This is a genomic window from Streptomyces sp. NPDC045967 (assembly GCF_056430495.1).
The window spans coordinates 94,490-116,464 of the sequence record NZ_JBWKLE010000004.1 but is presented as its reverse complement, the minus strand read 5'-3'; the positions used below and the strand labels follow the sequence as shown (position 1 = coordinate 116,464).

Genomic DNA, 21,975 nt, shown 5'->3' with positions numbered 1-21,975 from the left:
CACGCCCCACCGACGTACATCCACACCCCTCCCACGCACCTCAGTGAAAGGACAGCGCCATGAACCTGGCGGCCACCACCCTCAACGGCATGTTCGGAGAGATCCAGAAGATCCTCATGGGCATCGGCACCACCGTGGCGATCTGCGCCCTGCTCATCCTCGGCATCCGGATGCTGCTCTCGATGAAGCGCGGCGACGGCATGCGCGAGGCATTCCAGGGCTTCGGCATGATCGCGCTCGCCGCCCTGATCATCGGTGGCGCGACCGGTATCGCCGGTCTGCTCATCTCCCTCGGTGGCCAGATCGGCAACGGTGGCGGTGGCGGCGGCGCCAAGAGCTGAGCCCGGGAGCGGCCGGCACCGTCCGGCCCGCACCCGTGACTCGCGGCCCGCAACCAGTCAGAGAGGGGGACCGGCTGATGGCACAGGACACACCGGACGCACCCGAGCCGATGATCGCCTACGACCACACGGATCTGCTCAACCGGCCCAAGCGCATCTGGAACTGGGGCAACATCCCGCTCCCCGGCCTGCTGCTGCCGGCCCTGGGAGCGGCGTTCGGCTTCGCCGTCCTGTGGCTGGTGCTGCTGCTCTCGCTCTCCGCCTTCCTGCCCTTCCTGGGCATTTCGGTGGTGACGTCGGTGCTCTACATCGGGCCGCCGGTCGGCGTCTACTTCGTATGGGGCCGGCCGCTGCCCTCGGCCCTCACCCTCAGCCAGCAGCTGGTGGTCCTGGGCGACTACTGGTTCCAGCCCAAGCGTCTGCAGGGGCTGGCAGCCGACCGTGAACCCGAGCTACTGCGCTGGCAGGTGATCCTCTGGCAGCCCGGCTCGCAGCGCTGGCAACGGCAATACGAGGAGGCGCTGGCCACGGCGGCGCAGCACGGTTCCTCTTTCGCGGCCCAGGCGCACTCCGCGCGGCAGTACCGCGGCCACGCCGCAACCGCACACTCCGAGACCGCAGGATGAGTCCTTCATGATCATGATGATGCTTCTGGGCGGGGCGGTCGCCTTCTTCGTGATCGCCATGATCATCGCGTCCGTCGGCTCCAAAAAGGGCAAGGACGGCCAGGGTTCAGGCGGTTCACAGAACTCGGGCGGCTCCCGGAACAAGGGCGGCCAGGCCACGCGCCGCGAGGAGATGCGGCTGCCCTACCGCTACGCCGACGACATGGTCTTCGTCCACGGGGAATCGGTGTGGACCGGCCTCGTGCTGCCCACCGCCATCGACGAGTACCTCAACGCCACCGAACTCCAGGCGATGGCCGAGGGCCCCGCCCGCGGCCTGCTCAACCTCGCCCGCGGCGACCGCAACGTCGAGTGCCACTACCGCAAGGTGTACCGGCCGATCACCGCCCTGGAGTGGGCGGACCAGCTCAACACGGTCGCCTGGGACCCGACGGAGAACTACAAGGCCTACAACCTCCGCAAGGCGGAGTACCAGGAGCGCATCGGGGCGACCCGCGAGCGCAACATCCTGCTGGTCAAGCTGGGCTCCCTGAAGCGCGGCTCGAACGGCACCGGGGTCCTGCCCGGCGGCGACGACCCGGTCGAGGAGCCGGGCCTGACGGCCGGCCTGCGCGGCACCGCGGACAAGGCGGCCGCGGCCGCCACCGGCGTCCACGACGAGTACCTGTCGCCGGGCCTGCTGGCCCAGTGGACCCAGGTCGCGCGCGAGGTCCACGAAAGCCTCGAAGGACTGAACGGTGTGCCGCTGGCCCGCGAGGAGCTGGTCTGGCTGATCCGCAAGCCGCTCCACGGCGACCTCGCCGTGCCGCCGGAGCCGGTGCTCGGATCCCGCGCCTGGGGGCCGGACCAGTTCGACCTGGTCGTCGACTTCGCCGGCGAGAACCACAAGACGCACATCGTGCTGCACCAGTACGACGAGGTCACCGGCGAGCAGCACACCAGCTACACGACGACCCTGGTGGCCGCGAGCTGGCCGACCGAGACGCGCTTCCGGCAGTCCACCGCCTGGGCGCGCTACACGTCGCAGCACGTCGACTTCCCGGTCGAGATCGACATGCGGTTCACCCTGATCCCGTACCTGAAGTTCAAGGACCGGGCGAAGAAGATCAGCGGCAACCTCGTCGACGAGATGAACGACATGGCCAACTCCGGCCGGTCGCCCGGTACCCAGCTCGCCAACCAGGTCACGCGTGCGCAGAACCTCCTGGACGACGTCGACGAGCACAAGATGCCGGGCATGGAGGCGCAGATCCGCTTCACCATCTCCGCGCCCGACCTGGGCGAGCTGGAGCGCCGGCGCCGCATCCTGGAGATGCAGTTCAAGCAGGACCTGAAGGTCACCTTGCTGCGCCCGACCCGCCAGCAGTGGCGTCTGCTGCAGTCCCAGCTGCCGGGCGACGCGCCGAAGCTGCCCATCGCGCCGTACCTGCGCCTGCAGGAGGTCGAGCAGCTCGGCGCCGGGCTGCCCACGGCGGGCACCGAGCTCGGCGACAACCCGGAGCACCGGTCGGGCAAGCAGCTCGGCTGGGTCGGCAACCTCGTCGGCTGGGCCGGCAAGATGCCCGTCCACTACTCCCTGCACGTCGGCCCGGCCCGCAACGACGGCGGTGGCCTGGCCATCGTCGGCGCGTCCGGCGGCGGAAAGTCCTCGCTCGCGCTGCAGAAGTTCTACGAGGAGTCGGAGTCGGGCGTGCGCTGCCTGGTCATCGACCCCAAGACCGACTTCGCGCAGCTCTGCTACTACCTGGCCTTCGGCTCCCAGGTGAACGACCCGGCCTTCGCGCACGACGCCGACGCGGGCCTCCTCGGCACGGAGCACAGCCGCTTCCAGCCGGTCAACCCGGAGTTCTGGGCGGAGACCGAGGTCGTCGACCTCCTCAAGGGCCAGGCCGGCGTGCTCGACCCGTGGGTGGTCGCCCGTGACGTCCCCTCGGGCCGGCTGCTCGCCGAGTCGATGCTTCGCGGGTTCCTCGGCGACGAGGACTACCAGCGCGTCCGGCTGCCCGTCATCGAGGGCATGGCCACCGTGGTCGGCTGGTACAACTCCGCGATGCGCCAGGCCACCGAGCAGGGCCTGACCGCGCGCGAGGCCGAGCAGAAGGTGCCGCGGCCGACGCTGTGGCAGGTCGTCGACGAGGTCGTGAACGCGTACGACCACGCGGTGTCCACGGGTGACCGCGAAGCCATCAAGGAACTCAAGCTCGCCCAGATGCTCCTCACCGAGCTGCGCACCCTGCCGTACGCGCGACTGGCCTTCGCCGAGCGCCCGCAGACCCTGTCCGCGATGCGCAAGCGCCGCACCGTCATCACCCTGCGCGGCTTCCAGTCCCCGTCCTCCCCGGATCCGCGGAACTGGAACCCGGCGGAGCGCCTCGCCGCGACCGCGCTGATGGCGGTCGTGGAGCTCGGCAGCCAGATGCTCGACGTCGGCTACGAGAAGAACCCGGTGACGGGCGAGATCGGCCTGCGCCCCAAGGCGCTCTTCGTCGACGAGGCGTACGTCGTCACCGCGACCGAGAGCGGCCGCGACCTGATGCGGCGCGCCCTGAAGCAGGGCCGTTCGTACCTGGCGGTCACCGTCCTGATCACGCAGCAGGCCATCGACCTCGTCCAGATCGAGGACTCCGAGGCCCGCAGCGGTGGCGCCAACCAGATCCACACGGTCTTCGCGTTCAAGCAGAAGTCCGCTCAGGAGGCCTCGCTGGTGGCGCCGCTGCTGGGACGCCCGGAGAACGACGCCAAGGTCGTCTCCGCCCTGCAGGAGCTCCGTACCGGTGTCTGCCTGCAGCGCGACGTCGACAAGCGGGTGGGCACCGTCGCCGTGGACCTGGTCTTCAAGGAGATCCTCGCCGCCACGGACACCAACGGCACGACCCGCCCCTCCCGGCAGGGCATCGACCCGCCGCTCAGCGTGTGGGACTGGACCTTCATGCAGGAGGCCGGGCAGGCCGCGGACGCCGCGGCGGAGGCGGCGGCGAGGACTGCCGCGGTGTGATCCAGCCGCACGCAGACATTTTTTCGTACGCCGTACCAAAGGAGACACCATGCGTATGTCCAGGACCCTCACCGCCGGAGCCGCTCTCGTGGCGCTCGTGTCCCTGACGGGCTGCGGCGGGGAGGGGGAGGCGGCCACGGGAACCAACGGAAAGAGCCTGCCGAAGGCGAAGGACGTCGCCTCGATGGAGCGCTTCGTCAACCAGTACGCCGTGTGCAAGGACCTGGAGACGGAGGCGACGGCGGGCGGGGCCGCCAAGGAGGCTTTCGCGAAACTGCCCGAGGGATCCGGGGGCGGTGTGAAGGAGCGGGCGTTCTGCGAGTCCGAGAGGGGCAAGCCGATTGCCTTGCTGACCGTCTCTGACATGAAGAAGTTCGTCGCGGGCCTCAAGGCCAAGGAGGAAGCGGGGGAGGACGGGATGGCCATGGTCGGGGCGGACTTCGCCGTCGTACCCAGCGACTCCGACACCGCAAAGGGAATGAAGGCTTCAGGCCTGCTCATCACGTCGTGCAAGGCCGAGTTCAACAGCAAGGTCCCGAGTGGATACATCAAGCGTGAGGGCCTCGTCCAAGGCTGCCTCATGACGGACTACTTCCCCGTGTAGTCCCCATCGCCGCCCGCCACTCGTCCGTTGCGCAACTCCAGAAGGAAGTTGATGTCCGTGCGCCGAAGCGCCAAGTCACGCGGAGATGTCTCCGCCCGACGCTCGCCCCGTCAACGGGTGAAGGCGGCCGGGCGTGCAGTGCGCGTCGGCGCGTTCCTGGTGTTCGCGCTGCTCGCCCTGACCATGGCGGTGCCCAACTCGGCCAACGCCATCAGTTTCTCGTGCTCCTTCACGGGCGACGACAACTACCAGATGGACAACCCCGGCCAGATCGAATCGATCATGCCGGCCGTCAAGCAGTGGGAAGACAAACGCGGCAAGAACCTCAACGACACGACGGGCTTCCTCGACGGGCCCTCCGACATGCCGCTGGGCGCCGAGAACTACACGATGTACGAGCTCGCCGGCGTGCGTGGGCTCAACTGGTCCATGACCATGCGCGGTCTCGGAGATGCCTCCCAGGACGAGGGGTGGCTGGGCTTGAACGGCAATGGTGCCGACAACTGCTCCATCATGGACTACATCAACAACGGCATCGCGGACACGGTCTTCGACCTCACCAAGATGCTGACCCGCACGGCCATCTCCATCAAGGAGTACGCCTCCAACCCCAGCCCGCTCTCTGGTCTGTACACGGGGCGCGACAACGCCGTGGAGACGCTCAAGACGAAGCTCTTCATACCCGCCGTACCCCTCATGATCACGCTCACCGGGATCTGGGTGTTCGGCAAGTGGCGCAAGAATGAGATGCGAGAGGCATGGTCGGGCGTCGGCTGGGCGTCGTTGACCACGGTCGCCGTAGTGGTCATGCTCACCGGCGGCAACTACAACAAGTTCATCGACGAGGCGGATTCCGGTATCTCGCAGGCTAATTCCCTGCTCGGTGAGGCAGTGCTGGGCGGCCTCTCCGGAACGATGCCGCCCCCGTGCGACCTGCCCGAGAACGCGCGCAACCGAGGTGTGCGCGTCAACAGCTGTGCCATGTACGACACACTGCTCTTTCGTCCGTGGGCTCTGGGCCAGTTCGGTGAGCCGGGCAACAACTGCATCTTCAAGAACGACGAAGGCGGCCTGAGCCGGGACTGCGCCCCGAAGGGTTCCACCAAGGAGTGTGATTGGGGCGTCAAGGGGAGCGCGCGCTGTGAGGACCTCCGGGTGCGCCAGTTGGTGGCCCAGGCCCGGACCAACAAGGAGATCGGCAAGTCCCTCAAAAAGTACGAGGATAAATGGATCCCCATTCGCTACGAAATGGCGGGTGGCCGGAATGCCAACAAAGATAGCGGCGACCACTTCATCTACCCGGTCTCCTTCGAGGAATGGGCCGGCCACAACGCCGGTGACCGGCTCGCGATCTCCTTCTACTCGGTGTTCGCCGCACTGATCGTCGGTCTCATGGTGATCGTGCTCAGTGCGCTCACGCTGCTGTGGCACGCCGTGACCCTCATCATGATCATCATGCTGCCACTGATCGCGACCCTGGGCATCCACCCGTCCCAGCAGAAGCTCCTCAAGGGCTGGCTGGAGACGTTCATCCACAGCTTCGTGCTGCGCGCCGGATTCGGTGTCGTGCTCACCGTGCTGCTCGTGCTCTACCAGATGATCCTGCCCGCGCGCATATCCCTCGGCATGCAGTTGCTGATGCTCCTGCTGGTCACGATCTCCGTCGTGATGATGCTGAAGAAGCTGCTCTCGGGCACGTACAGCCCGAAGATTGCGGGCGCGGAGGACGGCCTCGGCGCCGGCGACATGGCGAACTCGGTGAGCAGCAAGCTGGGCGCGCAGGGCCAGCGCCTCGCGGGCAATGCCGCCGCCGGCACGGCCAGGGTGGCGGGCCGGGCGACCGGGCGGACCGCCGGACGGATCGGCGGGAACGTCGGCCGCGGCATGGACAAGGTCGCGCTCGGCGGAAGGCTGCAGAAGGGCGGCTGGATCGCTCCGAGCAGCACCAAGCGGGGCCAGCGCAAGGGCCAGCAGAAGGCCGGTGAGCTGCAGCAGGACGCGTACGAGCAGATGCAGAAGCGGAAGGCGGCCGAGGCCGCGGAGTCCGGGGACACGCCCCCCGCCGAGCCGTCCCGGCGCCGCAGTGGTCGGGTCAGCGGCTCCCAAGCGCCAGTGCCTCAGCAGGCAAACCCGCCCGCGCCGCAGCCCGCGCCCGGACCTCAGCCGGCCCCGGCCCCGACACTCCAGCCGGCACCGCGTCCGACCGGGCGGGTCGCCATCGTGGACGGGCCCGTGGTGCGGCCGGCCGACCCGCGTCCCCCGACACCGCCGTCCCAGCCGGGGCCGCCGTCCCAGCCGAGGCCGCCCTCCCCGCCGGGGCCGCCGCCTCAGCCGAGGCCGCCGTTCCAGCCCCCGCCGCCGCGCGACGGTGGCGGGCGGGTATCCCACTAGGAAGTGCCGAACATGGCAAGTGTCATCAGCGACCACGCGCCGCAGGAGCTCGCCGCCGAACTCGGCGAGCTCCTGCGGGTGGACTGGCGCGCCGTGTGGACCGGGATGCCCGAGGGAGATGCCGAGCGCGCCGCATGGTGTGCGGGCTTCCACTGGCAGCCGCTGTGGGCCCAGTCGGGCCTGTGGGTGCGTACGCTCCGGGGCGGCCGCCTGCACCTGGCCTCCTCCGGCATCCCCGGCGGGCCCGTCACCCGGGCGTCGTACACCGCCTGGAGGGTCAGGACGGACTCGACGTCCGACGACTCGGGCGTCATGGCGATCGCCCTCGACCGCTACGCGGCCCACCTCGCCCAGATGGCCACCGCACTGGGACCGCCCGGCTGGGCGGGCGCCTGGGACAGCCCCGACTTCCCGGAGCCGCCCGCTCCCGGCCGGTGGGGTGAGGCCGAGGAGCGGCTGGAGCACCGGGCGCCTTACCGGCTGGCCCAGTGGAGATACTCCAACCCGCTCGCCCCGGTGATCGTGCTTGACCTGCACTGCCGGACGGGCCGGGGCCCGGGGGGTGGGACGATCACCCTCACCTTCCACGGCCCGGCCGACCCCCGTCCGATCGGTGGCCCCGGCTGGCGGCTGTGACGTACGAGACGCGAGAAAGAGAGACCACCGCATGTCCTTCGAACCCCCGGTGAACCGGACCCCGCAGGAACTCATCACCGAGCTGCGCGGGCTGGCCGACGTGCAGTGGGAGACGGTCTGGAACGGCCCGCCCCTGCCCGGAAAGGGCCTGGACATGTGGTGCGCCCAGTTCGGGTGGACGCCGACCCAGTTCGAGTACGTGCTCAACGTGCTGACCGACACCGGGGGCGAGATGACGCTGAACGCGCAGGGCGGCAGCTGGGCGCCCGTGCAGAGCCTGCGTCATTGGGTGTGGGGTAAGGCGGCAGACAGCCGGGAAGGCAATGCGCAGGTGCTGGACGAGGCCGACCGGGCATGGCCCCTCTATCGCGACGCCGTGTCGTCGGTCCTCGGCGAACCGGCTTGGGAAGGAGCCTGGGACTCGCCGTCGTTCCCGGAGGAGCTCGGAGATTTCGTCGTCCCGCCATTGGAAACCCGGCGTAAGCAGAAGCGCCCCTATCGCATCGCCTACTGGGAGCTCGCCGCCCCGGAGGGCGCCCTCGCCAGCCTGACCATCACACCCGCGACGGGCACCGCTGACGGATCTCGCATGGGAGTGGCCAACATGACGCTGAGGGTCTATCCCCGTCCCCTGAAGGCCGGACGGCCGTGAGCACGGAACCGATACCGAAGCACATAGAGGAAGGCGCCCTCCACAGGGCGAATGCCCGGCACCAGGCAACCTTGATGGCGCGAAGCGATCCGGACTCCGTGGTGACGCGCATCTCGGCCGCCGCCGAGGCGGCCGGGCTGGAGGACATGCCGGCGGAGGACGGGGTGTCCTGGATTTCCAAGGAAAGACAGTACATCGATACCTTGGCCAGGGACGCGAAGAAGCTCACTCCACCCGACGGGACGAAGCCGATCAGCGCTTTCTGGTCGTACGGCATCGAGCACCCGGACGCGCCGGAGAACGACTGGAAGGTTTCGTTCCTGTCGCAGCGCTTCATCGCGGAGGAGTGGGCGGCCGAGCAGAGCAAGACCCATCCCGGGGCGGCACAGACGCTGGAGACGACGCAAGGCGGTCGTGAACTCGACGACATGTTCCTTTGGGAAGACGAAGTCATCGAGGCCCTGGGTGGTGAGGAAGCGGGCTTCAAGCCCGGATACGCCAAAGAAACCTGGGCCACCATCTCCAAGACGTACGCCGGGCTGGCCGAAGGACGGGTCGTCGTCTTCGGGCAGAGCGCCGACACCCGGTCGATCCTCCACCAGCAGGAGCTGGGGGAACTCTGCAAGAACCCCAACGTCGGCCTGCGCAACATCCACTTCGCCTACGAGCCCGATCAGGCGTGGCCGGAGGTGACCCGGGCCGAGGCCGGGACCGACGCGGTGCGTGCCGTCGCGCAGTTCAACGACCCGACGCTCCCGCGCTACATCGATCCGCAGGGCTTCGCGGCCGAATCACCCGAGGCCCGCAAGGCGCAGATCGACGAGATCACCGAGGCATTCGCCCCGGGGCAGGCCGAGGCCGAGGCCGTCAAGGCGCCCCAGTCGCAGGCCCCGCCGAAGAGCGTGCACACCCCGCTCTGGCAGGTGGGTTTCAAGCAGCCACTCAAGACCACTCGGGCCGTGACCCCCGCGCCGGCTTCCGTTGCCGGCCCCGCGGCCGGTCCGCATCTCGACACCCGCCCCCTCGCCCCAGGTATGGACGGTCCGGCATGATCCCTCGCCCTTCCCTCGACTCCGTCCGTCGTTTCCTCCGCCAGGAGCGCGACGACGCGTGGGCCGTGCGGCTGCTCCGCCGGATCGTCTTCGCGCTGGCCGGCGGGTACACCATCTTCGCGCTCGCCTCGACCAGCATGTCCTCGTTCATCACGATATGCGCGATGTTCGTTCTCGCCGGGCTGCTCTGGCTGATGCGCCGCCGCGGGCAGCTGCTGCTCGCGCTCACGTCGACGCTGTTCACCGCCGCCGTGGCCGGCTACTTCGCAGCCGCCGCGGAGATCGCCGGCGGCTCGGCGGCCGGGCTGTTCGGCGGGCAGACCGTGTTCGGGTACTGGGCGCTGGCAGGGATGGTCCTGATGGGGGCCTGGATACCCAAGACCCACCCCGGGCGCCGTGGCGTCACCGTCGTGCTCGCGGACATGGTCCTCCTCGTCACGTCCGCGGCCGGCACGGTTCTTCCGGCCGCCTCTATTCCGATGGGCTTCCTCGGCCTGACCCTGGTGCTGGTCGCCCGGGGTGGTGGAATCGCCGCGGTGCGGCGCCGGATCGGGCGAATGAAGCGCTTTTCCCGACGCGGAGTACCGGCGGTCGACGCGGATAATTAGTTGACTGATGGACCATCAATGGCCTTATCCGGTATACACATCAGCGCCTATGAGACAACTTTGGGCTGAACGATCGGCCTGCTCTAGAGTCGCCCCGAGTCATGATCACCTCGGGGGAGACTTTTTATGGTCACGACAGCACGCTCAGCGCCGCCCACATCCGTACAGGCGGCCGGCGCATCCACCCTTCTGCCCTGCCAGCGACGGCCGGACATCTTCGATCAGCCACTGCTCACGAGCACTCCCGCTGGCCGGGTCGCCGGACCTCCGCTCCAGACGCGCAGGCGCCAGGCGCTCACGCATGCGGCCCGTCAGCTCTGCTCCTCCTGCCCGCTGTGGGCGGAATGCCTGCGGGAAGCGGTCGCCCGGGACGATCCCGGCGGCTACGTGGCGGCCACCACCCGGCAGGACCGGCGGTGGATCCGGCGGCGCATCGGCATCGGCGACGGGCAGGGGCGACTGTCCCCCTGGCCGGACCGTGGGAGGCGCCCGGAGGACGTCGGCGACGATGTCGTCCTCCAGGCGTTCCACGCGCTCCAGGGGTACCGGGCGAGACGGCCCGCCCTCTCGGCGGCGGGCACGGGTACGCGTACGGATCCGCCGGGCGTCCAGGTGAACGGCAAGGCACACCGGTCGGCGGCAGGGCCGCAGGTCGGTCAACAGCGAGTCAACACACACGAGGTATCGATGGCGGCCCCGGCAGGCGAACGGATCACATTCTCGCTCGACGATCCGGCCCGAGCCATACAGAAGGCCGTACTCGGTCCCCTGCTCAGCTCAGCCCTCCCGACGCTGGAGGTCACCGAGCGGATCGCGGCGATCCTGGTCCGCATCCCCTCCTCCGGGATCAAGCCGGAACTCTGCCACGTCCTCGGGGAGTTGCGCCGGTGCCTGGAGGCCTGGCGTACTGCCGCGGGTGAGGACCTGGCCGACCGGCCGGCGACCAACGGGCTCACGGGTTCGGTGAGCGTCGAGCTCGCGGCAGACGACCCGTTGTCCGCGCTGCGCCAGGAGATATTCGAGCCCCTGCTGCACCGGCTTGCCGAATCGATTCGCCGGATCGAGGTGCTCACGGCCGTGCTGAGCACCGCGCCGGACGGCGGCGCCCCGGGCTCCGACATCCTGCACGGACCGGAACTGGCCGCCGTCCACGCCTGCCTGGGCGAACTCAGCGCGCACATCGACCAGTACGCCGTCGAGGCGCCGCGGTCCCCGGCTCCCGACCGGCTCCGTGCCGGAGGGTCCCGTGACACGCAGCTGCGGTCCGTGCCGGACCTCGCCTCGGGGGGCGTGCCGCCGTTCGCCCCGCTGCCCGCGCTCAGCCTGCGGCGGGCCGTGGAAGAAGCCGTGACCTCCTTCCCGGGGCCGTTCACCGCCCGGGACGTGCTGTTGGCCCTGCCCCGGGGGGCGTACCAGGACCCGGCGAAGTCGGTCAGCAACGCCCTGTCCGCCTTGGCCAGGTCGGGCAGCCTGCTGCGCCTCTCCCGCGGCACGTACGCCGTGGTCTCCCCGTCCGGCGGCGTGTTCGCCGCAGGCTCCTGAAGGGTTCCGAACCATGCAGCCCACACACGCGCCCGCCGAAGTCCGCGTCTTCTCCCACAGCGCGGGCCTGATCGACGGCGTACCCGTGACCGCTCCGCCCTACGTCGACATTCAAGAGATCATCATCTCCATCCTCCAGCAGCGCGCCCAGCAGATGGGCGGCCCGGCCTGGGCGACGATCAGCGACGACCGCTACGGCGGTGCGATCCGCCTCCTGATCCACCCGGACGGAACCACCGAATCGGCGGAGTGAGCGCACTCGACCGACACCGAGGACCGGGCCGGGCCCGCCGGAAGCGGCTCTGTGGAGGCCCCTCCGCGATCACCGGGGAGGGGCTTCCTCGTGTCGGTGGATGCCGTCCGCCCAGGGCTGATGCGCTTCCTTGAGACGTGAGACTGCCAGGCAGAAGCGGCAGGGCGTCTGCCATTGCAGGGCTTCAGCCGGTTGGTCGCGGCCTCCCTTTCGTGCGCTTGCGGTGCTATGCGTCGAACTCGCCGCTCAGGCGATGTCCAGGGGCGAGTGCCACGGTGCCAGGATGCGTGGCCGCGGTCCTTGCCAGCGGTCCAGCACGCCTTGTGCCGGCGGACGGCGTCGGCCAGGCCCGGCTTCTGCGGCTTGGAGGAGCTGGTCGCCGAGGTCCGGACGGGTCAGCCAGTACGACCGGAGCGTCTCCATCCACGGGTGGACGTACGGGTCGAGCTCGGCTCCGGATGCCTGCAGCAGGGACGGCGGGATCTCGCAGAGCGCGTCCAGCCGTGCCTTGTCGCCGCAGATCACCGACAGGAAGAAGACGTTGATCCAGGTCCCGGCGTGCGCCCAGGACCGGGGCCCGGAAGCGGGGAGGGACCGCCTCTCGTGGTGGATGAGGCATTCGACGCTCTCGTCGGTCGTGGCCGCCGCCGCGAACATCGCGGAACCGCACTGCATGGCGACCACCCATGCCTCCCACGTCTCCCACCACGCGCCGCATGACGTTCAGTGCCCTGTGCTGCTCAACCCCGGGAAAAGTCCGTCACGTGGGGAATTCGCCGAGCCAGTTGCCGCTCAGCAGTACCGCGGGAATGTAGTCGGACTCGACCTCGATCGAGATGCCGGCTTCTCGGGCGAAGCAGGTCATGGCGAGCGGCGCGAGCGCGACGAGACCCGAGATCAGGTGTGACCGTTCCTCCTGGGACCAGTACTCCTGGTGCCACTGCAGAGCGGCCGTGAGGGCACGGTTGAACCCCGCCTCGTCGTTGCGGATGACGCGGTGGAACATCTCCATCGGCGGGTAGAACAACCGGCCCACCGTCTCCGGGTCCGACACCGTCTCCGGGTCGGCCCCGTCGATCGCGGTCACCAGCTTCTGACCGAGGTCCGGGCCACCGAGCCAGTAGGTCTGGAGGGTGTCGATCCAGGCGTACTCGAATTCCTGGGTAACGCCGCCGTTCTCCCGCAGCAGTGACAGCGGGACCCGGCACAGGGCGGTGATCCGATCACGCTCGCGGCACACCACGGCCAGATAGAACGCGGTGAGCCAGGAGGCCGGGGTCACGTAGGGCTGCGGGCCGGTGGCTTCGAGGGTGCGGTCCTTGTGTGCGATGCGGCACTGGACGTGGGTCTCGGTCGTGGTCGCCGCGGCGAACACGGCAGAGCCGACCTGCATCGCGGTCACCCAGGCATCCCAGGTGGGATGGATCGCACCCCGCGGATCCATCAGGCAGCGTGCCTGGGCAACCATGAACGTGCTGTTCAGGGCCGAGCCGAGACTGGTGGAGCGTCCTTCCAGGCGGCCGGTCCATGCCTCCGCGCTCTCCTCGAGAAAGGCGAGGCCCTCTTCCGCGTGCTCCGTGGGAAAGGGATGACGGGGGATGATCGGGGCCAACGCACGTGTCCTTGGTATGTCTTGGGGAACGCAAGCTCGACGCCAGCCTATGTGCCGGTTTCCCACAGCCTGAACCAGGGCGTAGGGAGGAGTCCCGTCGTCGACGGCCGTGGCGGTAGCCTGCCGTCGTCCTTGCCGTCCTTGCCGTCCTTGCCGTCATCCGGTGATGCGAGCGCGCGGCTCTTCGTGTCGGCCACGTGCGAGCGTCCCGCACGTCGCCGGTGGTCGAGCGGGGCGGCGTTATGCGTCGAACTCGCCGCGCCAGGCGTAGTCGAGGAGTGCTTGGGGGAGGTAGTCGGTCTGGACCTCGACCGCGAGGCCATTGGACTTGGCCATGCAGGCGATCGCCAGGGGGGCGAGGGCTACGACGCCCAGGATGTTGTGCGCGCGGTCCTCGTCGGCGGTCCAGTACTCCTTGTGCCGGCGGACGGCGTCGGCCAGGTCCTCGTTGAAACCGGCGACATCGCCCCGCAGGTAGCGGTAGAGCATCATGATCGGCGGGTAGCGGAGCTTGCTCATTTCCTCCGCGCCGACGACGCGCGCCTGCTCGGGAGCGCTCAGGTCCACGACGCGGATCAGGTGCGTGCGCAGGTCGTCCCGGTTGAGCCAGAAGCTCTGGAGGGTCTCCACCCAGGCATAGGTGTACTCGTCCAGGGCGCCGCCGAAGTCGCGCAGCAGGGGCACCGGGATCCGGGCCAGCATGTCGAGGCGCGCTGACTCACGGCAGATGACTGCGAGGTGGAAGGCGTCGAGCCAGGTCTCCGCGTTGAGGTAGGTCTGCGGCCCGGCGGTAGGGAGGTGGCGCTCCTCCTGGCGGATCTTGCAGGTGACCGTTTCCAGGCCGGAAGCGGTGGCGGCGAAGACCGCCGAGTGCACCTGCATGGCCAGCAGCCAGGACTCCCAGGTCTCCAGCATGACGGCGCCGGGGTCCCCGACGGCGCGAACGAGGGCGACGTTCAGCGACTCCATGACGGCATCCGCCCTGGATTGGTGCGAGGTCTCGATCCTCTCCAGCGATTCGGCCAGTGATTCCTCCATGACGGGAACCACCGCCGCCATCTTGTCCTTGTGATAGTCCTGGCGGCACATGGTTGTGATCACTGGATCGGACTCCCTGGCTCGTCAGGTGGTGAACTCGCCGACCCACGTGCGCTGGAGCAGGTGTTTCGGTAGGTACTCGGACTCGACGTCGACGGGGAAGCCCGCGTCATGGGCGAGGCAGGCCATCGCGAGCGGGCCGACCGCGACCGGCCCGTGGGCATCGCGCGCGCGGTCTGCGTCAGCGGTCCAGTACTGCTTGTGCAGGGTGAGGGCGTGGGCGAGCGAAAGGTTGAACTGGTCGTGGTCGGCGGTGGCGAAGCGGTGGAAGAGGTCCACCACCGGCCACAGGATCCGCGTGGTCACTTCGGGTCCGGCGATCGGAGCGGCCTGCGGCGCCAGTCCTTCTGCGGCTTGGAGGAGCTGGTCGCCGAGGTTCGGACGGGTCAGCCAGTACGACCGGAGCGTCTCCATCCACGGGTGGACGTACGGGTCGAGCTCGGCTTCGGATGCCTGCAGCAGGGGCGGCGGGATCTCGCAGAGCGCGTCCAGCCGTGCCTTGTCGCCGCAGATCACCGAAAGGAAGAAGACGTTGATCCCGGTCCCGGCGTGCGCCCAGGACCGGGGCCCGGAAGCGGGGAGGGACCGCCTCTCGTGGTGGATGAGGCATTCGACGCTCTCGTCGGTCGTGGCCGCCGCCGCGAACATGGCGGCACCGCACTGCATGGCGACCACCCATGCCTCCCACGTCTCCCACCACGCCGCCGCAGGGTCCGGGACGCTCCGCTCCTGCGCCAGGAGCAGGGCATCGGACATGGCGTCGGCGATCGCTTCGGGTGCCTCCCGCAGGTCTTCGACCGCCCACACGACACCCTCGCTGAGGACGGGGTCACGGCCCGGGAGGTCGTCACGGAGGAACTCATGACGCGGAACAGAAAGTGCCATCAGCGTCCTCCCGGGCAGAGATCGAAGGAAGTCGGTTCGCACAGCAGAGTTTCCGGCGTGTTCCTGGGCTGAACCATCACCTGCTGGACATTTTTCATACGCAGCGCCGGGAGTAACTGGCCAGGACCCGCGACTCCCGGCTCTCAGGCCCGCCCCCCACGGGTTTGGAGGCGATGCCACTTGTCCTTCGCTTTCAGGCGTCGACCTCGCCGGCCCAGCCGAACTCCAGCAACTCCTTCGGGAGGTACTCGGACTCGACCTCGATCGGCATGCCGGCGTCGCGGGCCATACAGGCGATGGCGAGCGGACCGAGAGCGACCAGACCTTCACCGCTTCGTGAACGGGCCTCGTTCGCGGTCCAGTACTCCTTGTGCCAGGTGAGGGCCTCGACCAATGCCTCGTTGAAGAGCGCGGTCTCCTGGCTCAAGTAGCGGTGGAAGAGATTCAGCGGGGGATACAGGATTTTGAGCATCAGCTCTTTGTCGGCGATGCGCACGTGTGCGGGGTCCGTGCCATTGACAGCGCGGACCAGGGTGTCCCATGTCTCCTGCCGCCCGAACCACCGGTTCTGAAGCGTCTCCACCCATGGGTAGAGGTACTCGTCGAACTCGGCGCCGGACTCCCGGAGGAACGAGAGCGGGATCTGCGCCAGCTGGTTCGCCCGATCGTTCTCCCGGCAGATCGCGACCAGATAGAAGGCGGTGAGCCAGTTTCCGGCATGCAAATATTCCTGCGGTCCCGACGCCGGCAGATTCTTCACCTCGCCATTGACCCCGATGCGGCAGGGGACCGGACCGGCCGCAGCCGTACCCGACGTGAAGAGCGCGGTGCCCACCTGCATGGCCTTCACCCATGCCTCCCACGTCGTGAACCGGTCCGCAACGGGGTCCGCCAGACAGTGCCACTTGGCCGCGGCCAGTGCGAGTGTCAGGGCGTCGTAGCGGTCGTCCTCCGACGTCTCGAGCCCTGCCAGCGCTTCCTCGGCGCTGGCGGTGACAGGTGCCATGGCCTCGGCGGCGTTGTCCGTACGGAACTCGTGGCGGGGAATGCGGGTGACCACAAGCCCTCCTCTCGCTAAACCTTCAAGTACTCAAGCTTGGCACCAGCGTAGGTGGCGCCATGTTCGTTCGCCTTCACGAGGACATATTTCAGTTTTCCTTCCTTCAGAGCCGTGCGGAGCTCCGCGGCGATCGTGGCGTCGTCCCCGCCTCGAAGGGTCATCTCGGCCAGGATCGTGCGGATGTACGGCCGGGTCCCTTGCTTGACCCTCATGCCCTGGGCGCCGCCGTCATCTCCGACATGCGGATTGAGGGGGTCCTCCGGGTCGGCACGCCCATTCCGCCAGTCGAGGTCACCCTTGGGTGCCTTGGCCTCCACGATCAGGTATTCGCCGCCTTCGAGCCGGTAGGCAGCGTCGAACATGTTGGCGCCGTTGGGCGTCTTCGGGAGCGTGATGGGCTCGATGACCGTGAACTCGCGTGGGACCACATGCAGCTCTGCCGCTTTCTCGCCCAACGCCTCCGCGATCTTGCTGTTGTTCGCAACTCCGGGAAGCTGCGCGTCATAAGCGTTCTTGGCCGCTGTGAGGGCGTCCTGGTTCGCCGGAGACGGATCCTCCTTGAACGCCTTCTCGGCGTTGGAAAGGTCCACTGACACCCGTCGGTTGGCCGCAGCGGTGTTGAGATCCGCCTGATGTACGGGAGGGACCGAGCCCGTGTCCATGGGTTTCGGGTTGTACCGGATCTCACTCGGCCCATGGGGCATGTCGTACTTGGCGATCCACTGGTCATCGGCGTTCTTTTTCAGGATGGGCAGCTCGACACCGTCCACCTTTGCGGACTTGGACCAGCGGTGGCCGTCGTCCCTGTAGTGCTTCTGGAACCAGGCCGGGTCTTCGTTCGCGAGCCGGACGTGCTCGTCCTGGAGCTCCTTGCGCCGCTCCGCCGTCAGCGGTTCCCCATCGCCGTTGCGCGTGCCGTTGCCTGCGGCGTCGTCCGCGTGGCCGCTGGGTGTGGTGGCATCGTCCGCGCTGTGGCCGAGGTCGTCGGGGCCGCCGGCCCCCGGGGTTTCGGGATGGGCGCCACCTGCGGTCGGGCCGTCCGGGTGGCCCGAACCACCCGAACCGCCCGGCTCGCGGCCGCCTCCGCCCGGGCCGTCCGGGTGGGTGGCGCCGGTGCTCGGAGTGTCCGGGTGGACGGACGGGGACGGGGTGTCGCCGCCGCGGGAGGGCGGGTTCAGGTCGTTGCGCGGCATGTTCTCCGGGGCGTGGCCGCCCGGGGTGCCGTCGCCGGCTCGGCCCGTCGGGGTGGTGTCGACGCCGCGCGGGCCGTTGTCCAGGGCGTGGAGCGGATCGGAGATGTCCGAGCCGAGGTGGATGGCGTTGTCACCGCCGCGGACGCCAGCGCCGACCAGTTCGCGCTCCGGGACCTTGGCCGTGGCCGGGGAGTCCGCCTTCGGGGCATCGGTGCGCGGTACGTTCGCGCCCGTCTCCGGCGAGGGCTCCTGCCTGGCGGCCGTTCCGCTCTGATCGAGGGAGCCGTCGGCCTTGTAGATGTTGCCTTCGATGTCCATGAACCGCGGCGGCCCGTCCACCGGCAGCTTGACCGTGCCGGGCGGGAACGTGGTCGTGCCCTCCGGGAGTTTGACGGTGCCGTCCGCGAGCTTGATCGCTCCGTCCGGGGTCGGCGTGCCCTTGGGGAGTTGGATCGTGCCGTCCGAGAGCTTGAGGGAGCCTTCGGGGAGGGCGAACGCGCCGTCCGTGTCGATCTTCGGGATCTCGATGTTGCCCATGCCCTTGAGACCGGCCATGACGTCGCCGATCTTGGACAGGCCCGCACCGGCGCCCTTGAACATGTAGGTCATCGGGTCGATGGCCCGGCCGGCCTTGCCCGCGAACGACAGGGTCTTGGCGACCGCACCGGCCTTGCCCGCGCCCGAGACCGCGCCGCCGGCGCCGCCGGTGAACACCGTGGTGACGACGTTGAAGGTGACCGCGCCCGCGGCACGGGAGGGGTTGGAGCCCCACTGGTCCCAGGCGAGCAGCGCCTTGCCGGTCTCCTTCATGGCGGTGCGCGAGTCGCGGAGCCAGGAGGGGAGCTTGTCGTCGGGGGCGGCGAGGAAGAGCGGGCCGACACCCGGGATCGCCGTGATGGCCAGGCCGGTGCCCAGCTTCGCCAGGCCCGTCCAGGACTGCTTGAACACGTCCCAGCCCTGGAGGCCGACCAGGCCGCCGAGGCCCTTGAGGGTGCCCCAGACGCCGTCCACGACGACGCCCTTGCCGAACTCCCACGCGTGTTCCCACACCTGCCAGGCGGGGATGGACTCCTCGACGGCGTCACCCCAGGGCAGGGACTTGGACTGCTTCATCGCCTCGGCGTCGTAGCCGTACATGTCCTTGGCGTTGGAGCCGTCGTTGACCTTCAGCGGCTTGCCGCCGACCAGGGCGACGATCTTCCCGTAGGCGGCGCGCTCGACTTCCTGGAACTCGGCCCACACCTCGGCGATCTTGTTGCGGCGCTCGAGGTTCTCGTCGATCAGGTCGCCGTCTTCACGCCACTTGTCGTCCTTGTCGGTCTTCTCGCGGAACGCGACCGCTTCGGCCTTGAGGGACTCCAGCTTCTTGATGACCGGCGCCGCGTCACGGGAGTACGTCCCCAGCGCGCCGGCGATGGTGCACATGTCGGAGCTGAGCTTCAACCCCAGATCGGAGACCGGCTTCGTCGTCGCGAACAGCTGGTCCGCCTCCGGGGCCTGGTAGAACGCCTGGAGACCGCCGAAGCTGGTGTGCACGTCCGAGGTCTTCGTCGCGACCGCGGCACCGCCCGCCGAGATCGTCTTGACCTTCTCGTCCAGCGTCGCCAGATCCCCGGTGAAGACCGGTATCTCCGCCGGATCGACCGGCGCGTCCCCGCTCACTTCCTGCCCCCCGGCTTCTCGCGCAGCACCTCGAGATTCACGGCCCTGGCCGCGTCCTGCGCCGCCTTGGCCTGATCGAGGTCGCCTTCCAGATACTCGTTCGTCGCCTTCACCGCACCGAGGATGCACGCCTCGATCCGCTCCGCCATCGACTTGAACTCCGGCTTGCGGGCGGTGAGGTACTCGCCCAGCGCTGCCGCGACCGGGCCCATCGCCTTCTGCGGCGCCAGATACGGCACACCGCTGGGGGCCGATGACGCACCCGGGGCCAGCGGGCCCTGCGCAGTCATTCCCGACGCCGAACCCGGCACGGCCGTCCCCGCCGCCTGCGCCGCCTCCGACATGGCCGTGAGCAGGGCGTTCAGCGCCTTCTCCAGCTCACCGGCGTTCGTACCCACCGTCTTCAACTGGCTTTGCACGCCCTGCGGCTTGATGTCCCACGACGTCATCAACCAACCCCCGTACCAGCAACCAACCGTGCTACTTCAGCCGCCTGTTCAGCCGATGTTGTCGACCGCGGCCTTCGCCCGCTGCAACGTCTGCCGCGCCGTCGCGTCGTTCTTCTCCAACGTCGTGTTCAGCAGCTGGATGATGTTCTTGACCTCCTGCGAGGCGTTCTTCCACCGCAGCTCCTTGGCGTGGTAGTCATCCGCCACACCATCCGCCGCGAAGTCCGTCATCGCCGCCGCGACCTGCGCCTCACGCGCCGCGATCACCTGCTCCAGCTGGCCGATCACGGCCTTGATACCGCCCTGCACCTCCGTCGAGGCACCCACGTCGTACGCACGACGGTCCGTCCCACCAGCCACCACAACCACACTCCCCGTGAACGTGACGAAAGAAGACCAAACAGAAGAAGCAGACGCAGCAGCAGACCTAGCGGCCCCGGAAACGGGCCGCGTCGAAGTTCGCCGCACCCTGCGTCTGACGCGCGTTCTCGCCCTGCTCCTGGTCACCCGACCCGAACGCCTGCTCCATGCCCGACTGACCACCCAGGATCGCCGCCAGCGAGGCGTTCAGCTCCTTCGCGATCCCGTCCGCACGCAACTTGAACGAGTCGAACGCGACCTTGCCCTGACCCTGGAACTTGCCCTCCAGCGGCTGCGCCGCCGCCACCAACTGCTTGATCAGCGAACCCAGGTCCGTATTCGAGTTACGCGACCCCGACATCAGGTTCGTCAGGACCTGCGTCCCCATGTCGAACTTCACAGCACACCCCCGTACAACCGAACGATCGTAAGTATGTCCAGTCCTATCAAGTTACCGTGCGGCACTGACGGCCCACGAGCGGGTTGTGACGCACCCATGACATCCACCAGAGCCCTTCACGAACCCTTCAGATGGCGCGTCAGCTGCTCGTAGACCGCCCACCCCGACAGGTCCGACGGGTCCCCCGGCAGCGGGTAGTAGTAGCCCGGGCGGTTCTTCGGCCCCAGTCGCACCGGCTGCTCGGCCAGCGGGGTGCGCCGGGCGCGGTCGTCCGGCATGGCCCGGACCTCCTCCGCGCCCAGTACGAAGGCCAGCGGCACGCCCGGACCCTCGAAACGGGGCGGTACCAGCAGGTCGCGGCGGGCTTTGCGGAGCTGTACGAGCATCGACTGGAGCCGGTGGCGGGTGACCAGGGCCTCGGCGGTCCGGGGCAGGGCGTCCAGCGGCGGTTCCTCGCCGGCGCCGTAGCCGAGCGCCAGCGTCACGGTCTCCTCGACGCCCGCCTTCGTACGGCTGATCCGCACCGTCGCCAGGCCCGGCCGCCCGGGGCTGCCCACCACGACGAACCACGTCGGCTCGGGGGCCCGGGCGAAGGCCACGTCGGTCAGCCGGCCGGGGGACCAGGGAAGGTTGGCCGGCTCGGCCGTGCCCCAGCCGGCCGGGGGCTCGCCGGTCAGCTCGCGCCACACCGTCTCCAGGGCGCCGCCGAGGACCAGCCGGTCGTCCGCGGGGTGGATGGTGCGGAAGGTGACGGCCAGTTGCCGCTCGGCCGTCTCCGCGACCTCCTGATAGGAGGCGGCGACCGGCGTCCGCGGGTCGTCCGCGGTGGCGTCCTCGGCCACCACGGTGGCGAACATGCCCTCCTGCCAGCGCAGCACCGCGCCCGAGAGCCCGTCGTAATAGCCCTCCCGCTCGTCCTGCACGACCCACCGCGAGGGCCACTCCGGCATGGTGGCCAGCACCGCGGGGGACAGCAGGGTGCCGGGCGGGGTGACGACCTGCAGGCCCCGCTCGGCCGCTGCGGCGGCCCGGAAGGCGTCGGAGAGCCAGGCCGTCATGGCCACGACCGGGCGGTCCATGATGACCACGGCGACGTGGGGGGTCAGCACGTCGACGGCGGGCTGCGCCGCGGCGGGCGTGGGCGCGACGCTGACGCCGTCGCTGCGGACCACGGCCAGCGAGCGCGCCGCCTCCGGAGGCCAGGCGGTGCCGCCCGCCAGGTCGGCGAGGCGGGCCGCGAAGGTCCCCGCGAGCCGCTCGGCGTCGGGGACTCCGGTGGTGGCCCTTGCCTCGGTCCACCAGAACGGAACGCGCGGCGGGGTGGCCCCGAGCAGCCGCTCCGCCTCGCCCTCGACCTGCACCAGCAGCGGCGCCTCGACCGAGACCAGCGGCCGGCCCTGCTCGTCGCAGAGCTGCACGACCGCCCCCTCGCCCGTCGTGTCCACCAGCTTGTCCGGACCGCCGGACAGGAGGCCGGCGAGGACCGCCCACGGATCGGGCATCTTCGGCGTGAGGGCTATGACGTCCTTGGTCATGGGGTCCTACGGTCCTTCGCA

At 69.2% G+C, this 21,975-nt stretch carries 20 protein-coding genes and 1 pseudogene; 11 read left to right on the top strand and 10 right to left on the bottom strand.

All coding sequences use genetic code 11. The annotated features are described in order from the left end of the window. The first annotated feature begins 59 nt into the window (after nucleotides 1-59). The 11 genes from AC07FY_RS10500 (at nucleotide 60) to AC07FY_RS10450 (ending at nucleotide 11,700) form a co-directional block, all read left to right on the top strand. Nucleotides 60-341, top strand: a complete 282-nt coding sequence (locus tag AC07FY_RS10500; protein WP_479003486.1) for a hypothetical protein — start codon at nucleotides 60-62, stop codon at nucleotides 339-341. Nucleotides 342-418: 77 nt separating this feature from the next. After that, nucleotides 419-967: a hypothetical protein gene (locus tag AC07FY_RS10495; RefSeq protein WP_479003483.1), complete on the top strand. Its 549-nt coding sequence runs from the start codon at nucleotides 419-421 to the stop codon at nucleotides 965-967. A 7-nt stretch (nucleotides 968-974) separates the two neighbouring features. Continuing rightward, nucleotides 975-3,962, top strand: a complete 2,988-nt coding sequence (locus AC07FY_RS10490; RefSeq protein WP_479003480.1) for an ATP-binding protein — start codon at nucleotides 975-977, stop codon at nucleotides 3,960-3,962. Nucleotides 3,963-4,011: 49 nt separating this feature from the next. Further along, on the top strand, nucleotides 4,012-4,566 hold the full coding sequence (locus AC07FY_RS10485; protein WP_479003477.1) for a hypothetical protein: 555 nt from the start codon (nucleotides 4,012-4,014) through the stop codon (nucleotides 4,564-4,566). A 138-nt stretch (nucleotides 4,567-4,704) separates the two neighbouring features. After that, nucleotides 4,705-6,957, top strand: a complete 2,253-nt coding sequence (locus AC07FY_RS10480; protein ID WP_479003475.1) for a hypothetical protein — start codon at nucleotides 4,705-4,707, stop codon at nucleotides 6,955-6,957. Between the two features lie 12 nt (nucleotides 6,958-6,969). After that, nucleotides 6,970-7,593: a hypothetical protein gene (locus AC07FY_RS10475; protein ID WP_479003472.1), complete on the top strand. Its 624-nt coding sequence runs from the start codon at nucleotides 6,970-6,972 to the stop codon at nucleotides 7,591-7,593. A gap of 31 nt (nucleotides 7,594-7,624) precedes the next feature. Next, nucleotides 7,625-8,245, top strand: a complete 621-nt coding sequence (locus tag AC07FY_RS10470; protein ID WP_479003470.1) for a hypothetical protein — start codon at nucleotides 7,625-7,627, stop codon at nucleotides 8,243-8,245. Between the two features lie 74 nt (nucleotides 8,246-8,319). Beyond that, nucleotides 8,320-9,297: a hypothetical protein gene (locus AC07FY_RS10465; RefSeq protein ID WP_479003468.1), complete on the top strand. Its 978-nt coding sequence runs from the start codon at nucleotides 8,320-8,322 to the stop codon at nucleotides 9,295-9,297. Further along, a complete protein-coding gene (locus tag AC07FY_RS10460; protein ID WP_479003465.1) occupies nucleotides 9,294-9,905 on the top strand; it encodes a hypothetical protein in 612 nt (203 codons plus the stop codon). Before AC07FY_RS10465 ends, AC07FY_RS10460 begins: the two co-directional genes overlap by 4 nt. Before the next feature lie 126 nt (nucleotides 9,906-10,031). Continuing rightward, a complete protein-coding gene (locus AC07FY_RS10455) occupies nucleotides 10,032-11,447 on the top strand; it encodes a WhiB family transcriptional regulator (protein WP_479003462.1) in 1,416 nt (471 codons plus the stop codon). Nucleotides 11,448-11,460: 13 nt separating this feature from the next. After that, nucleotides 11,461-11,700: a hypothetical protein gene (locus AC07FY_RS10450; protein WP_479003459.1), complete on the top strand. Its 240-nt coding sequence runs from the start codon at nucleotides 11,461-11,463 to the stop codon at nucleotides 11,698-11,700. Nucleotides 11,701-11,946: 246 nt separating this feature from the next. Here AC07FY_RS10450 and AC07FY_RS10445 read toward each other — a convergent pair. The 10 genes and pseudogenes from AC07FY_RS10445 to AC07FY_RS10400 form a co-directional block, all read right to left on the bottom strand. Further along, a pseudogene (locus tag AC07FY_RS10445) lies at nucleotides 11,947-12,390 on the bottom strand (immunity 49 family protein); the annotation flags it as partial. Between the two features lie 70 nt (nucleotides 12,391-12,460). Then, nucleotides 12,461-13,312 carry an immunity 49 family protein gene (locus AC07FY_RS10440; protein ID WP_479003456.1) on the bottom strand — a complete coding sequence of 284 codons (852 nt, stop codon included), beginning with the start codon at nucleotides 13,310-13,312 and terminating at the stop codon, nucleotides 12,461-12,463. Nucleotides 13,313-13,552: 240 nt separating this feature from the next. Continuing rightward, nucleotides 13,553-14,413 carry an immunity 49 family protein gene (locus tag AC07FY_RS10435; RefSeq protein ID WP_479003454.1) on the bottom strand — a complete coding sequence of 287 codons (861 nt, stop codon included), beginning with the start codon at nucleotides 14,411-14,413 and terminating at the stop codon, nucleotides 13,553-13,555. Between the two features lie 21 nt (nucleotides 14,414-14,434). Beyond that, nucleotides 14,435-15,295, bottom strand: a complete 861-nt coding sequence (locus AC07FY_RS10430; protein WP_479003451.1) for an immunity 49 family protein — start codon at nucleotides 15,293-15,295, stop codon at nucleotides 14,435-14,437. 193 nt (nucleotides 15,296-15,488) lie between these two features. Beyond that, a complete protein-coding gene (locus AC07FY_RS10425) occupies nucleotides 15,489-16,355 on the bottom strand; it encodes an immunity 49 family protein (RefSeq protein ID WP_479003448.1) in 867 nt (288 codons plus the stop codon). Between the two features lie 14 nt (nucleotides 16,356-16,369). After that, nucleotides 16,370-19,210, bottom strand: coding sequence for a hypothetical protein (locus AC07FY_RS10420; RefSeq protein ID WP_479003445.1), 2,841 nt, complete (start codon nucleotides 19,208-19,210; stop codon nucleotides 16,370-16,372). Continuing rightward, complete coding sequence (locus tag AC07FY_RS10415) at nucleotides 19,207-19,659, bottom strand: DUF6507 family protein (protein ID WP_479003443.1); 453 nt, start codon at nucleotides 19,657-19,659, stop codon at nucleotides 19,207-19,209. Before AC07FY_RS10415 ends, AC07FY_RS10420 begins: the two co-directional genes overlap by 4 nt. Before the next feature lie 48 nt (nucleotides 19,660-19,707). Then, nucleotides 19,708-20,019 carry a pore-forming ESAT-6 family protein gene (locus AC07FY_RS10410; RefSeq protein WP_446594877.1) on the bottom strand — a complete coding sequence of 104 codons (312 nt, stop codon included), beginning with the start codon at nucleotides 20,017-20,019 and terminating at the stop codon, nucleotides 19,708-19,710. A 67-nt stretch (nucleotides 20,020-20,086) separates the two neighbouring features. Then, a complete protein-coding gene (locus AC07FY_RS10405) occupies nucleotides 20,087-20,419 on the bottom strand; it encodes a hypothetical protein (protein WP_479003440.1) in 333 nt (110 codons plus the stop codon). A gap of 116 nt (nucleotides 20,420-20,535) precedes the next feature. Continuing rightward, nucleotides 20,536-21,954 carry a DUF6177 family protein gene (locus tag AC07FY_RS10400; protein ID WP_479003437.1) on the bottom strand — a complete coding sequence of 473 codons (1,419 nt, stop codon included), beginning with the start codon at nucleotides 21,952-21,954 and terminating at the stop codon, nucleotides 20,536-20,538. Between the last annotated feature and the right edge of the window lie 21 nt (nucleotides 21,955-21,975).